This is a genomic window from Mesobacillus maritimus (assembly GCF_023715205.1).
Lineage (GTDB): Bacteria > Bacillota > Bacilli > Bacillales > Cytobacillaceae > Mesobacillus_B > Mesobacillus_B maritimus_C.
In genome coordinates, this window is sequence record NZ_JAMBNR010000012.1 from 21,924 (window position 1) to 35,664 (window position 13,741).

Sequence of the window (13,741 nt, forward strand, 5' to 3'; positions counted from 1 at the left end):
GAATAATGATCTTTACATTGGCATTTCTTCGGCAGTCTCAAGCACTTCTGCAGGAATCACAATTTCATCAATGGAGTTGTGTTTTGAATATTCTCCTTCCATTTGCTGAGAAAGTTTAACCGTTTGGTCCTCGATTGTGATTTCCATCTCCATATTTACATTCATTGTTTTCGGATAAAATGTTTCCTTATCTATTAAAATATCGTATACAACGGAATGGATTTTTAGGTTTTGCATCACATCTTCATTTCCGGCCATTTCTTGAGGGAGTGTCTGTTCGATCGTTTCCTGAATCAGTTCAGTAAACTCTTCACCCGAGGCAGTTAAGGCAAGAGCATATCCATTTTCCTTTTCCTCAAAAGAGACGTCCTCGCTAAACTCTTCTAATTTCTTGATTTCATCAGCTGGATTTGTTTGTTGACCAGACAATTGCACCAATTGGTCTGTCATTTCAGCAGGAAACTTCATCCATGTAGCACTTGTCGGATCATGCATATAGAAACCATCTTTAGAGAAATAACTTTCCGTCTTAATTGTTTCGGAAGCATCCGGGATGGTCATTTCCATCTTTTGATAAAAAGCAATCGGATCGGCAACGACTTCCATGAAGGTGGATGACTCAAGGGTTAGGTTTGCTTCTTCCACATCGGAAGTGATATCTTGAACAAGATTCATGTCCATCGCAAAGCTTTTCAAATCTGCAGATGCTTCAGTTGTTTTTGCAAACACTTCTTCTAATGTTAATGGTTCTTTCTTCGTTTCTTCAGTTGTTTCTGCGGACTCTTTTGTTTCTGTTTGATCCACTGATTCGGTGGTTCCGTTACATGCTGCTAGCAGTAAAATCAGTAGGAACCCGAACAATAATGACGATAATTTTTTCAACCCCAACACTCCCTTTTTTATGTTCAGTAAGTAATACGCCTTCAACAGGAGAAAGTTTCCTTTTTTAAGGATAATTTTAGAAAAAGATGGAATGATAGAATTATATTTACATTGTATAAGAAGTCAAAATGGTGGCTAGGAAAATTTTTAAGGATTGATAGAAATGCTTTTAAAAAGTCATTCTTAAGGTGAGAATTTTAATGAAACTGAAGCGTGGAGGTATTAGGAAAGAAAAAAACGGCAGTTCCATCTGCCGTTTTATTACACATATCGATTTCGTCCAGACAACATCCCAAAAACCATTACGATAAAAGAGACTAGTATCAAGGCCATCAATGGGACGTTCCAAAGATGTGTTAGATCGAATAAATATCCAATAAACAGGGGACCCACAGCGGCAAGAATGTAACCAGTTGATTGAGCCATTCCGGATAACTCAGCTGCTTGACGGCCATCGCGAGCACGCAGGCCAATATAACTTAAAGCTAATGGAAAGCTTCCACCTAAGGCAAGGCCAATTAACATAATGCTAATGATTAAAACTGGATAGGATGAACCAAGCCATAATCCAGTATAGCCAATGACCGAACATAAACTTAATGCAAAGGAAATCCAAACTTGTGATTGAAACTTCCCGGCAAGTACTGGAATAAAGAAACTCGCAGGCAATCCGATTAATTGGGTAAAAGAAAGCATCCAGCCGGCTGTTTGCAAACTCATCCCTTGACTGTGTAAAATCTCAGGTAACCAAGAGATCGTGACATAAAATAAGAAAGACTGAAATCCCATAAAAGTGGCGATTTGCCACGCAAGCGGCGATCGCCAAATCCGCGTAGAAGTAGGGGCTATTACTTTGACGACATTCCGATTTTTTTGATTCATTTTAAAAAGGAAAGTCCAAAGGATGATCGCAATGATCGCGGGGATACCCCAGACCATTTGAGCTCCTTGCCAACCAAGGTTAAACCCGACAGCTAATGGGATACTAACACCCGAAGCTAACGATGCAATTAAGCCCATTGAGGTTGAATAGACACTGGTCATTAAACCAAACTTTTTTGGGAATTTATCTTTCACCACTGCTGGTAATAATACATTTCCAATCGCAATCCCAAGGCCAACTAATAAAGTCCCAAGAAAGAGTAAAAACGCAGTCGGAATCGACCGAATAGAGATTCCTATGAATAGAATGATTAAGCCGAACAATAATGTCTTTTCGTTCGTTAAACGTATTGCAAGTTTAGGAACGAGCGGGCTCATAAAAGCAAAAACGACTAACGGTAAACTCATTAATAAACCAGCGCTCCAGTGAGCGAGACCAATATCTGTTTGAATCATCCCGACCAACGGACCAAGTGAGGTAATGGCTGGGCGTAGATTGAAGGCGACAAGGATAATCCCTGCAATAAACAGATAAAGATAAGTTGATTTTACATAATCCTGTGACTTTGATAACTCCAAGGTGGGAACTCCTTTCACAATGACAAACTTTCTAAATTATAGCATAACAATGAGAAAAGGATGTTATGTTGAAATAGAAGCTGGTGAAAATAAGGGAAGGTTTATCTTTGAAAAATTTATTTTCAGAAAGTTTGTTGTTTGGCTGTACAAAGTTGTTAAGGTATCGGTATAATAGGAATGTAAGTGATTACAAAGTTTTGGAGGCTAGGCTACGATGGTGAAAAATACAAAACCGAATGAACCTTTAGTTACGCATATCTTTACTGCTGATCCTTCTGCACATGTTTTTGAAGGAAAGCTTTATATTTATCCATCACATGACCTTGATCATGATGAACCATCAAATGATAATGGCGACCAATATAAAATGGAAGACTATCATGTTTTATCTATGGATGAAATCGGCGGACCTGTTGTCGACCACGGCGAAGTTCTTCATGTAAAAGATATTCCTTGGGCAAGCAAACAGCTGTGGGCACCGGATGCTGCTTTTAAAAATAATACGTACTATTTATTCTTTCCAGCAAGAGATCATGATGGGATTTTCCGAATTGGAGTCGCAACAAGTTCGAATCCAGCAGGACCTTTTAAAGCAGAGGAAAACTATATCCCTGGTAGCTTCAGTATCGATCCAGCTGTCCTAGTCGATGATGACGACAGAGCGTATGTTTATTTTGGCGGCCTTTGGGGCGGTCAGTTGGAAAAGTGGCAGACACGTACGTTCAACCCGGATGCTGATGGCCCAGCAGCTACAGAGCCAGCTTTAGGACCGATTGTCGCAGAGTTAACGGATGATATGTTGAATTTTAAAGGGGAGCCGCAGGAAATCTCAATTGTGGATGAAGATGGGAATCCAATTCTTGCAGGCGACGAAGACCGTCGATTCTTCGAAGGCCCTTGGGTTCATAAATACAATGGTTTATATTATTTATCTTACTCAACAGGAACTACTCATAAAATTGTTTATGCTGTCAGTGAAAACCCACAAGGTCCGTTTGTTTTCAAAGGAACGATTTTAAAGCCAGTTATTGGTTGGACAACTCATCATTCGATCGTACAATATCAAGATAAATGGTATTTATTCTACCATGACTGTGAATTTTCAGATGGAGTTAATCATAAACGTTCTGTAAAATTCACAGAAATTCAGTATAACGAAGATGGCACGATTCAAATAATCGACCCCTATGGTGATAAATAAGAAACGTGAAGACTGAACTCAATTTTGAGGTCAGTTTTTTTGATTACCGCCCGCCTCACAAAAAGCTGGAAGGAAATCACTTCCTATTATAAATCCAAAAGAAAAGACTGCAGCAGCCCGAATTCCACCGAGTTTGACTGCAGTCTTCCTACTATTCTAAGAGACTTAGATATAATGCCATTCTGTTTACCTAATCACAGGCAAAAGAATATGAGAAGGATATTCTTTTTGATGAAAAATCTCTTGAGTGGCTTGTTTATATTCGGTACTATCAACCATCGTTTTGCCTGTGTTTAAATTTTTATCGAACCGAGGGAAGTTGCTTGATGAAATTTCCACTCGAATCGAATGTCCAGGTAAGAATACATTGCTTGTCGCCCATAAATCAATTTCTATTTCTAGCAGTTGATTTTGAATATCCTTTTGGCCTTCACCAGCCTCTGACTTCACTCTTCGAATCCCATCAGTTAAATGAATGGCTTTGCCTTCTGGCGTGACATCTACCAGTTTGGCAGTAAAGTCTGTATCGACTGCATCGGTTTTCACCCAGAGTTTTACTTTTACAGGACCAGTGACTTCTAGTGGTTCTGTTAGCGGTTCTGATGTATAAACGAGCACATCGTTACGTTCTTCAATTTCACGTTGGTCAAGTGGACCGGGTGCTGTGCCTGCAAAAAGTGTTCCACCGCCATGGGTTGGGACAGGGTTTGCGGGATCATAAACATATGAATCGGTCCATTCATTTTTCGGAATGTCATGAAGTAATTTTCCATCCCCAAATCTCGAATTGGCACTGTTAGCACTATCCAAGTAAAACGGCTTATAGCTGGTTCGAGCTAGTGGCCATTCGTACTCATCACGCCACTCATTTATTCCCATTACAAATAGTTTAATAGGTGCAGATGTTTCGAAATCAGATTTTTCCTCTTTTAACCAATGATTAAACCAGCGGATATGTAAGTTTGTTAAGTCTTCTTGTTCATCAATCCAATCTTGAGATGCATGCAGTCCGAAGTTACGCTCACCTAAGCGAGACTGGAAAATGCCATGTGCCCACGGTCCAATGATTAACTTTTGCGTTTTCGAGTCGTCGTTTTTCTTTAATTCAGAGAAATTCCGGATGGTTGCTTTTAAGAAATTATCATACCAACCAGCGATATGATAGGCGGGAACATCAATCAGCTCAAACTTATCTGCAATACTTACGCGACTCAGTTGTTCATCTGAAAGTCGATTTTGAATAAAATCATAGAAAAAATCGGCAACGCCTAAATCTTTAAGCGGTGGCCATTCTTCAATAGGCATATAATGAAACCATTTTTCAATGTCGTTATAATACTCTGCCATTTTTTTAATACTTTGGTTATATTCCTCGGGGTCTAGATGTTTTCGCTTCAACTCATCAGGGGCAACTGATTCCAACGCCCAAGTTTCAGAACCTCCGATATTTATTTTTCCTTCATTTTCAACCGAATCTTTTTGCCAGTCTGTTAATGTCATGGCAGGGACGATTGCTTTTAAATGTGGAGGGCGTTTTGTTGCGGCTAGTAACTGTGTAAAACCATAATACGATAATCCAAACATACCGACTTTCCCATTCGAATAGGGGAGAGTTGCCGCCCATTCGACCGTATCGTAGCCATCTTCAGCTTCATATATAAACGGATAGAAATCACCTTCTGAGTTGTATCGTCCTCTTACATCTTGAATAATGACAATATATCCATTTTGAACAAGACGATGGGTATCAAGATAGCGATGAGAATAAAAAGGTAAGTCCTTATTATAAGGTAAGCGTGTTAACAGAACAGGAAATGGACCTTCCGCATCTGGACGATAAATGTCTGCATAAAGAGTGACACCATCACGCATTTGACATGGTACGTTTTTTTCTACAATGATTTGTTGAATGTCCACTAATACTCCTCCTTACGAATACGATGTAAAACCTAAAATGAACCACCCTGTGGCCAGGGTGGAAATGAATTTGTTATGCTGCTGCATTTTCAGTATGGATCTGAGTTTTTCTTTTTTTATAAGGCGAAAGTTTTCGTTCAAACCAACCCATCACTAGGTCTGCGATTACCGCCATTAATGCAGTTGGGATCGCACCAGCAAGAATAATTGCTGTTCCATCGGTTGCGTTCGTACCGCGAATGATGATGTCGCCTAATCCACCTGATCCCATAAAGGTTCCAATCGTCGCAATCCCAATGGTTATTACTAAAGCAGTGCGAAGACCTGCCATTATGACTGCCATCGCCAGTGGCAATTCCACCATTCGTAAAACTTGAAATTTTGTCATCCCCATTGCTTTTCCAGACTCAAGCAATGCTTGGTCGACATTGTTGATCCCTGTATACGTATTTTTGATAATCGGTAAAAGGGAATAAAGAAATAAAGCAAAGACAACGGTGTTTGTTCCTAAACCCATCACAAGCATTAGAACCGCAAGCATGGCTAACGCTGGAATGGTTTGGATAATATTCGCTAAAGATAGCACCCATGGACTTAATTTTTTATAACGTGCAATCAAGATTCCTAGTGGAATTCCAATAATGGCTGCGAACAACACACCATAGGCCGCCATAAGGAAATGACGATAAAATTGTTCCCAAACATAGCCACCATTTTGACTATAATAGTAGATTAATTCATTGATCGTCTCCATGAAATTTCCCCCCTATTCTTCTTCAAAATAATTGTGTTCTTCAAGGAATTCTTTTGCGACAATCGATGGCTCAATCATTTTTCCATCAGCTTCGTAATTCAATTCCTGCATTTTTTCTGTCGGAATTTTACCTGATAACTTATCTAAAATTTCTGCCAAGCCGTCGTGTTGTTCGAGGACATCATTTCTTGCCACAAGGGAAGTATCATAAGGTGGGAAGAAACGACGATCGTCTTCTAATACTTTTAAATCAAAGGCCTTAATACGTCCATCTGTTGTGTATGCTAGGACAACATCCATTTTTCCGTTCGCTGCAGCTTGATAGACGAGACCAATCTGCATTGGATATTCCTTGCTAAAGCGGAATCCATACTCTTCGACAAATCCTTCATATCCGTCTCCTTCACGAGTTAACCAAGAATTGTCGACACCAAATTTCAAATTGGAAACGAGCGGCTCTAAATCAGATACTTTCTCTAAGTTCTCACGTTCTGCTAATTCTCTTGTTACTGTAAATGCGTAAGAATTATCAAAACCGTATGAATCAAACCAGGTTTGATCAAATTGTTCCTGGAATTCCCTTTGAACAATTTCTAATGCTTTATCTGGATCATTAATCGGTTCCATTCCTAGCGCACCGGCAAGGTCCGTACCTGTGTAGCGCGTTGCGGTAATATCAACATCACCACTCACCATCGCTTGATGCTGAACGATGGAGGATCCTAAATTATTGACCATTTCAACTTGTGCATCTGTATAATGCTCGATCATTAGTTTCACAATATTCCCCATAATTTGTGACTCAGAAGTGGCCAATGTCCCAACCGCAATCGTGTTTTTAGCAGGACCACTTAGCCCGGGAAGACTACAGCCACTTAAAAAGACGGCAAAGGAAATGACTACAATGATGAGCGAACGTTTAATTTTCAACATTTCTGTTTCTCCTTCCTAAGCAGCTTCTTTCAGTTTCTTTAAACCAGTTGGTGTGACCCAATTTTCAACTTTTCCTAACAGAAGATCCGTTAGCAAAGCTAACAGGGTGACAGGAATGGCACCAGCTAGAATAAATTCCGTTTGATAAAGACTCATCCCACTAAAAATATAATCTCCCAAACCTCCTGCACCAATATAAGAAGCTAACGTTGCCCAACCGATTAGGTATACTGTCGTTAAACGAATACCAGCCATGATAACCGGGATGGCAAGTGGAATTTCCACATAGCGGACTTGTTCCCATCCAGTCATACCCATCCCACGTCCTGCTTCAAGCAGACTTTTCTTTACACCATTTACGCCCGTATACGTATTTCTTAAGATGGGTAGGACTGCATAGAAAAATAAAGCAACGATTGCAGGAACTTTCCCAACGCCTAAAAGCGGAATAAAAAACGCGAGAATGGCGAAACTTGGAACGGTCTGTATAATCCCAAGAAGCCCCATAACAAAATCCGCTACTTTTGGAACACGGGTTAAGGCAACTCCTAATGGAACCGCGATAAGAATTCCTAGCCCCACAGCAATGAGGGAGATGTATAAGTGTTCCCATGTTTTGACCAGCATTTCACTACCATATTGACTGAAAAATTGTATAAGACTCTCCATCTAAATCGCCTCCTTCTTACGCTGTAATTTCATCTTCGCCCCAAATCGAATCGTAAACGATATCGACGAGGTTTGCTCTCGTGACAATTCCAATTAGGCGCTGCTGATGGTCCACTACAGGTACATATTTCATTCCTTTTTTCAAAATGCTGCGAATCGTATCGCGGACAAGTGTGCCTGCTTCGACGGTCGTAACAGGCTCAACGATATCGGATACTTTCGTGGCTTTCTTCCGTTTTTGGTCAATTAGTTCAACATCTATATAACCTTGAAGAACGTTAAATTCATTGACAACTAGAAGCGAATCGACACGTTTTTCCTTCATAATTTGAATTGCTTCTGTTAAAAAGCGTTCTCCAGTAACAGTAATTGGCTTTGGATTCATAATCTGTTCAACGGTTTGGATATTTGGTCGAGCTTGAACTAACCGGTCTTTCCCAATAAATTCTTCAACGAATTCATCTGCAGGATTGCGGAGAATTTCATCTGGTGTATCACACTGAACCAATTGTCCATCTCTCATAATGACGATTCGATCTGCTAACTTTAACGCTTCATCCATGTCATGGGTAACAAACACGATTGTTTTGTTTAATTTCTTTTGCAGCTTTTTAAATTCTTCTTGTAATGAATCTCTCGTAATTGGATCAAGTGCTCCAAACGGTTCATCCATTAAAATGAGTGGTTGATCGGCTGCTAACGCTCGTAAAACACCAATCCGCTGCTGTTGCCCACCACTTAATTCATGAGGGAATTTTTCAAGATAATCCGGAGTTAAATCAACAAGGTCCAATAACTCTAGAGCACGTGCACGACGTTTCTCTTCCGGCCATTTTAATAGTTTCAAAACAAGTGAGATATTTTCTTGAATGTTCATATGTGGCAATAACCCAATTTGTTGGATAACATATCCAATCTCTCTTCTTAATTGGACAGGATCTTTATCCATGATGTTTTCTCCATTAATATAGATGCTGCCTTCAGTTGGTTCGATTAAACGGTTAATCATTTTCATGGTTGTTGTTTTTCCACAACCACTCGGCCCGATAAAACAAATGAATTCTCCTTTTTCGAATTCTAATGTTAAATCGTTAACTGCCTTTTTGCCTCCTTTATATACCTTTGAAACATGGTCGAATTTGAGCATGTATGGCACCTCCAAATTTTTTCATTCTACTAAATTATCATTGTAAGATTCATATAATCAGACAATTTCCAACACTTCTTCAGTATAAAGTAAACTTTGTAAAATAAAAAGTTTACAAATTGCATAAATTACACAGTATTTACGTAAAATATTTATTGTACGAAGTTTATGACTGTCCGTTCTTAAAAATGCTCCCTTATTTCCCACTTTTCCTCCAAAATCCTCATTTTCCAATCTTCACCTAAATGTGATACATTGACACAGACATGGTAATTGGAAGGGTGATTCATGAATGGATGAACAACCATTAGGAAGAATCAAAGTAATGGAAGACCAGTTTGCTGAAAAAATTGCCGACAATATGCATACGTATGGTGTTTCGACAACAGTTGGTCGTGTGTTAGGAATTATCTATATGAATAGAAAGCCAATGACACTTGATGAATTATCAGAGGCAACAGGAATGAGTAAGACACGAATGAGTCAAGTGGTTAGAGAAATGGTCGATTTAAATATCGCTGAAAAAGTCCTTCAAAAAGGGGTTCGTAAGGATCTCTATAATGTTGAACAAGATTATTATCAAACCTTTATTTCTTTATTTACTTCGAACTGGCGGAAAGCCATTAATAAAAATAAGATGTTTGAGAAAAAATTATCTGCAGAGTTAAAGGAAATAACGAGTAATGAACCAATTGATGAAGAATTAGAAGCGAAAATCAATCTGTTATTAAAAGAAACAAAAGAATGGCTAGATTATTATCAATGGTTGGCAAACTTGGTTGAGTTTTTTGAAAGTGGAGAAATTTTCAAGCATGTGCCAAAGCCATGAGGAAAATGCCTAGTTAAACCTTTTTTCTAGTTTATAGGCTGTTTTCGTTAGAGCCATAAAGCCGACTTTAAATAGCGAGTCGAAGAGGGGGAGGAATTTAAATGAATAAGAAAGCCATTTTAACCTGTGCGGTTACAGGTGCTGGTGACACAGCGAAGAAAAGTCCACATGTACCAGTAACTCCTGAGGAAATTGCAAAATCAGCGATTGATGCAGCAAAGGCTGGAGCGACCATTGCTCATATTCATGTACGTGATCCGAAAACAGGGGAGCTTAGTCATGACGTAGCGCTCTTCCGTGAAGTGGTTGAACGAATCCGTGAATCTGACACAGATGTGATCATTAATTTAACATCAGGTGGTGGCGGTGATTGGATTCCGAGTGAGGAGAATCCAGCTATTGGCGGACCAGGTACCGATATGCAAACGCCAGAAGAACGCCATGAACCAATTGGCGAATTGCTACCAGAAATTTGCACACTAGATTGTGGCAGCCTTAACTTTGGTGACCAAGTTTATATCAGCACAACCGATTGGCTACGCAAACAAGCGCAAATGATTCAGCAGAGTGGTGTCAAGCCTGAGTTAGAATGTTTTGATACAGGACACTTACGGTTTGCAAATCAATTAATTGAAGAAGGATTAATTGACGGGGATCCGATGTTCCAATTCTGTCTTGGGATTCCGTGGGGAGCAGACGCTGACGCCGAAACAATGATTTACTTGCGTGATCGCCTTCCGAAAAATGCGCACTGGTCCGCATTTGGGATTGGACGCATGCAAATGCCTGTGGCAGCGCAGTCGCTTCTACTTGGGGGAAATGTTCGCGTTGGACTTGAAGATAATCTTTATCTTGGTAAGGGAGTAAAGGCAACAAACGCTCAACTAGTTGAAAAAGCCGTGACCATGATGAATGCCCTTGATGTGGCACCTATGACTCCAGCAGAGGCACGAGTGCATCTCGGATTGAAAAACCCTCATAGAAAGGCAGAGTGATTATGGAAAATCAATCTATTAAACAAGTAACAGTGGTAGGAACAGGCGTAATTGGTGTAGGTTGGATTGGTCGCTTTCTTGCACAAGGATACGATGTCATTGCTACGGATATCGCAGAAAATGCTGAGGAACGTATGCGTGCGGCCATTGACAAAGCATGGCCAGCGATTGAAAAACATGGAGTTGCTCCAGGAGCTTCCAAAGAGAAGTTAACGTTTGAGCCAGATTTAGCAAAGGCAGTGGCGAACGCTGACCTTATTCAAGAAAATGCTCCTGAGCGTGAAGACATAAAACGAAAGTTATTAGCTGAAATTGACAAATACGCAAAACCAAATGCCATTATTGCATCTAGTACTTCTGGGTTAATGCCAAGTACTTTGCAAAGTGATTGTGCAAATCCTGAACGTGTGATTGTTGCCCATCCATTCAACCCAGTTTATTTAGTACCATTGGTTGAACTTGTCGGAGGCCAAGCAACTTCAGCTGAAGTAATCGAAAGAGCGGAACAATTCTACCATTCTATTAAAATGAAACCTCTTGTTGTCAGAACCGAGATAGAAGGTCATATTGCTGACCGTTTAATGGAAGCGGTTTGGCGGGAAGCGCTCCACCTTGTCAATGACGGGGTTGCCACAACTGAAGAAGTAGACGCAGCGATTGTGTATGGACCGGGGTTACGCTGGGCGTTAATGGGTCCATTTTTAACTCTGCATCTTGCTGGTGGAGAACAAGGAATGCGTCATATGCTCGCTCAATTCGGACCAGCATTGAAATTGCCTTGGACAAAGCTAGTGGCTCCTGAATTAACAGAAGAACTAAGTGAGTCAGTCATCAATGGATGCGAACAACAAACTACAGGACATAGCATTGCGGAACTCGAACAACGTCGTGATGAGTTCTTAATTGAACTCCAGCAATTGCTTGAAAAGTACTGGCCAGGCGCCAACTTAAATGGAAAAATCTAATCTCGTAGAAGAAAGCGAGGAAGTCTAATGACGAAAGTGAAAAATCCACTGTTACAAGATTCCGTTCGACCTAATTGGATTGATTATAACGGTCATATGACCGACTCTGCTTATGCTGTTGTGTTTAGCATAGCTGTTGATAAATTGATGAATGAGATTGGAATTGACGAAGATTTTCGTGAAAAGGAGAAATACTCCATTTTCACATTAGAAACCCACTTATGTTACTTAAAAGAAGCTCATAAAGGTCAGAATTTATATGTCAACATTCAGCTGTTAGACTATGATTTTAAAAGAATGCATGTCTTTTTCACAATGAAAAATGATGCAGGCGACTCTCTTGCGACAAGTGAACAGATGCTAATGGGAATGAATATGGAAGACGGTCGCTCGGCACCTTTCCCAGATGTGATCATGACAAACATCCGTGAGCTTTATGATTCACAAGCAAACTTAGAAAGACCAAAAGAAGCTGGTCGGAAGATTGGTATTCGGAAAAAATAGCAGAAGAAGACTTACATTATAAGAAATTTTTTAAACGGCAGATGATTCTGCCGTTTTTTCTTTTTATTTTACCACGTCAAGTTCTAACTAAACTTGTCATTATTGTTCGCTTTTAAATTCAGCTGTTTACAAAAGAGTTTGGTGAAAATGCAACTAAGATTTTTCCCAGGAGTCAAAAACTAGAGTAGAAGCTAAATATTTTTATATTTAATGAAAGTGTTTTGTGATAGAATATATATAAGTTTTATAGTATAAATATACATTTTATTTAAAAGAGAATAGGAGGAACAGTTTATGAAGACTTTTAAAAAATCAATGATTGCCGGAGTAGTTGCTTTTTCAGCTTTGTTTGCTGCAGGAAGCGTATCAGCGGCACCGAAGAAATTTGCTGGGGACCTTGCATATGAGCATGTTCAGTATTTAACGGAAGAAATCGGGCCCAGGGTGGCTGGATCTGCAAATGAAACAAAAGCTCGCGAGTACATAGTAAATGAACTAGAAAAGTTGGATTTGAAGGTTGAAGAGCAAGAGTTTTCTTATACAAGAGGGAAGAATACAACTGAATCTGCCAATGTTGTTGCACTAAAAGATAACAAGCATACAGATAAGCAAGTGATTGTTGGCGCACATTATGACTCCGTAAGTATGGGCAAAGGGGCAGATGATAATGCATCGAGTGTTGGCGTGATTCTAGAAACTGCCAAAGCACTTGAAAAGCGTAACTTAAATTATGATGTGAAATTTGTCTTCTTTGGGGCAGAAGAAGTAGGGTTACAAGGATCGAAATACTATGCTAATAATATGTCCGATGAAGAAATAGAGAATACGATTGGCATGATCAATCTTGATAGTTTACTAGCCGGAGATCATATCTATGTTTACGGTGGTGCAGGAGAAGATGGCTGGATTCGTGATTTAGCTCTCGATATAGCGGATAAAAAGAAAATTCCTTTGCAAACCAACCCAGGAATCAACCCAGAATACCCTGAAGGCACAACCGGAGATTGGAGTGACCATGCCCCATTCAAAGCGAAAGGAATCACCATTGCTTATTTTGAAGCAACCAATTGGCAATTGGGTGATCAAGACGGTTATACACAAACAGAAGAACACGGTGGCGTATGGCATACCAAAAATGACACACTAGAATTTTTAGAAAGAGAATTCCCAGGACGAGTGCAAGAACATCTCAATCATTTCACCAATATGCTGACATGGGTATTAACAGACATCAAAAAGGAACTGTAAAAATTTTCAAGGTGCCAAGCACCATCCAGTTTTTGGATGGTGCTTGTTTTCATTTAGTAAATTGTGAGATTACAAATGAAGAGAAAACAGGATATGTTATAGTAAATAAGCTGGAAATGATACATATATTTTGTTAGCTAAAGAGAGTTACACAGACGGTCACTCATCGATTTCAGTTCAATTTGTTCGCCGTAAATGAAAAAATCTTTTTGTGAGTGGAGGGGCACAATTTCCCC

At 39.7% G+C, this 13,741-nt stretch carries 13 protein-coding genes; 6 read left to right on the forward strand and 7 right to left on the reverse strand.

The features are described 5' to 3' along the window. Positions 1 to 12 precede the first annotated feature (12 nt). Positions 13 to 882: a DUF6612 family protein gene (locus tag M3182_RS17095; RefSeq protein WP_251434665.1), complete on the reverse strand. Its 870-nt coding sequence runs from the start codon at positions 880 to 882 to the stop codon at positions 13 to 15. 261 nt (positions 883 to 1,143) lie between these two features. Next, positions 1,144 to 2,343 carry a CynX/NimT family MFS transporter gene (locus M3182_RS17100; RefSeq protein WP_251434668.1) on the reverse strand — a complete coding sequence of 400 codons (1,200 nt, stop codon included), beginning with the start codon at positions 2,341 to 2,343 and terminating at the stop codon, positions 1,144 to 1,146. A 214-nt stretch (positions 2,344 to 2,557) separates the two neighbouring features. Between M3182_RS17100 and M3182_RS17105 the strand changes: the two genes are divergently transcribed. Further along, a complete protein-coding gene (locus tag M3182_RS17105) occupies positions 2,558 to 3,544 on the forward strand; it encodes a glycoside hydrolase family 43 protein (RefSeq protein WP_251434671.1) in 987 nt (328 codons plus the stop codon). 186 nt (positions 3,545 to 3,730) lie between these two features. Here M3182_RS17105 and M3182_RS17110 read toward each other — a convergent pair whose 3' ends face one another. The 5 genes from M3182_RS17110 to M3182_RS17130 form a co-directional block, all read right to left on the reverse strand. Continuing rightward, positions 3,731 to 5,461: a CocE/NonD family hydrolase gene (locus tag M3182_RS17110; protein ID WP_251559188.1), complete on the reverse strand. Its 1,731-nt coding sequence runs from the start codon at positions 5,459 to 5,461 to the stop codon at positions 3,731 to 3,733. 73 nt (positions 5,462 to 5,534) lie between these two features. Further along, a complete protein-coding gene (locus M3182_RS17115) occupies positions 5,535 to 6,215 on the reverse strand; it encodes an ABC transporter permease (RefSeq protein WP_251434676.1) in 681 nt (226 codons plus the stop codon). 12 nt (positions 6,216 to 6,227) lie between these two features. Next, positions 6,228 to 7,148, reverse strand: coding sequence for an osmoprotectant ABC transporter substrate-binding protein (locus M3182_RS17120; protein WP_251434679.1), 921 nt, complete (start codon positions 7,146 to 7,148; stop codon positions 6,228 to 6,230). A 15-nt stretch (positions 7,149 to 7,163) separates the two neighbouring features. Continuing rightward, on the reverse strand, positions 7,164 to 7,817 hold the full coding sequence (locus M3182_RS17125; RefSeq protein ID WP_251434682.1) for an ABC transporter permease: 654 nt from the start codon (positions 7,815 to 7,817) through the stop codon (positions 7,164 to 7,166). Between the two features lie 16 nt (positions 7,818 to 7,833). Then, the gene (locus M3182_RS17130) at positions 7,834 to 8,964 is read right to left on the reverse strand and encodes a betaine/proline/choline family ABC transporter ATP-binding protein (RefSeq protein WP_251434684.1); all 1,131 of its coding nucleotides are present in this window, start codon (positions 8,962 to 8,964) and stop codon (positions 7,834 to 7,836) included. Between the two features lie 292 nt (positions 8,965 to 9,256). On the opposite strand from M3182_RS17130, the gene M3182_RS17135 reads away from it, so the two are divergent. From M3182_RS17135 to M3182_RS17155, 5 genes are all read left to right on the forward strand, one after another. Continuing rightward, positions 9,257 to 9,793, forward strand: a complete 537-nt coding sequence (locus M3182_RS17135) for a GbsR/MarR family transcriptional regulator (protein ID WP_251434686.1) — start codon at positions 9,257 to 9,259, stop codon at positions 9,791 to 9,793. A 101-nt stretch (positions 9,794 to 9,894) separates the two neighbouring features. Next, on the forward strand, positions 9,895 to 10,788 hold the full coding sequence (locus tag M3182_RS17140) for a beta-keto acid cleavage family enzyme (protein WP_251434689.1): 894 nt from the start codon (positions 9,895 to 9,897) through the stop codon (positions 10,786 to 10,788). A 2-nt stretch (positions 10,789 to 10,790) separates the two neighbouring features. Then, entirely contained in the window at positions 10,791 to 11,753 is a 963-nt protein-coding gene (locus tag M3182_RS17145) for an L-carnitine dehydrogenase (protein WP_251559190.1), read from the forward strand. 27 nt (positions 11,754 to 11,780) lie between these two features. Then, positions 11,781 to 12,257, forward strand: coding sequence for a thioesterase family protein (locus tag M3182_RS17150; protein WP_251559192.1), 477 nt, complete (start codon positions 11,781 to 11,783; stop codon positions 12,255 to 12,257). Between the two features lie 294 nt (positions 12,258 to 12,551). Continuing rightward, entirely contained in the window at positions 12,552 to 13,505 is a 954-nt protein-coding gene (locus M3182_RS17155; RefSeq protein ID WP_251559194.1) for a M20/M25/M40 family metallo-hydrolase, read from the forward strand. Positions 13,506 to 13,741 lie beyond the last annotated feature (236 nt).

Coding starts and splice junctions, on each gene's coding strand:
- M3182_RS17140 (WP_251434689.1), top strand. CDS start 9,895: ATGAATAAGAAAGCCATTTTAACCTGTGCGGTTACAGGTGCTGGTGAC.
- M3182_RS17145 (WP_251559190.1), top strand. CDS start 10,791: ATGGAAAATCAATCTATTAAACAAGTAACAGTGGTAGGAACAGGCGTA.
- M3182_RS17130 (WP_251434684.1), bottom strand. CDS start 8,964: ATGCTCAAATTCGACCATGTTTCAAAGGTATATAAAGGAGGCAAAAAG.
- M3182_RS17150 (WP_251559192.1), top strand. CDS start 11,781: ATGACGAAAGTGAAAAATCCACTGTTACAAGATTCCGTTCGACCTAAT.
- M3182_RS17135 (WP_251434686.1), top strand. CDS start 9,257: ATGGATGAACAACCATTAGGAAGAATCAAAGTAATGGAAGACCAGTTT.
- M3182_RS17115 (WP_251434676.1), bottom strand. CDS start 6,215: ATGGAGACGATCAATGAATTAATCTACTATTATAGTCAAAATGGTGGC.
- M3182_RS17155 (WP_251559194.1), top strand. CDS start 12,552: ATGAAGACTTTTAAAAAATCAATGATTGCCGGAGTAGTTGCTTTTTCA.
- M3182_RS17120 (WP_251434679.1), bottom strand. CDS start 7,148: ATGTTGAAAATTAAACGTTCGCTCATCATTGTAGTCATTTCCTTTGCC.
- M3182_RS17105 (WP_251434671.1), top strand. CDS start 2,558: ATGGTGAAAAATACAAAACCGAATGAACCTTTAGTTACGCATATCTTT.
- M3182_RS17125 (WP_251434682.1), bottom strand. CDS start 7,817: ATGGAGAGTCTTATACAATTTTTCAGTCAATATGGTAGTGAAATGCTG.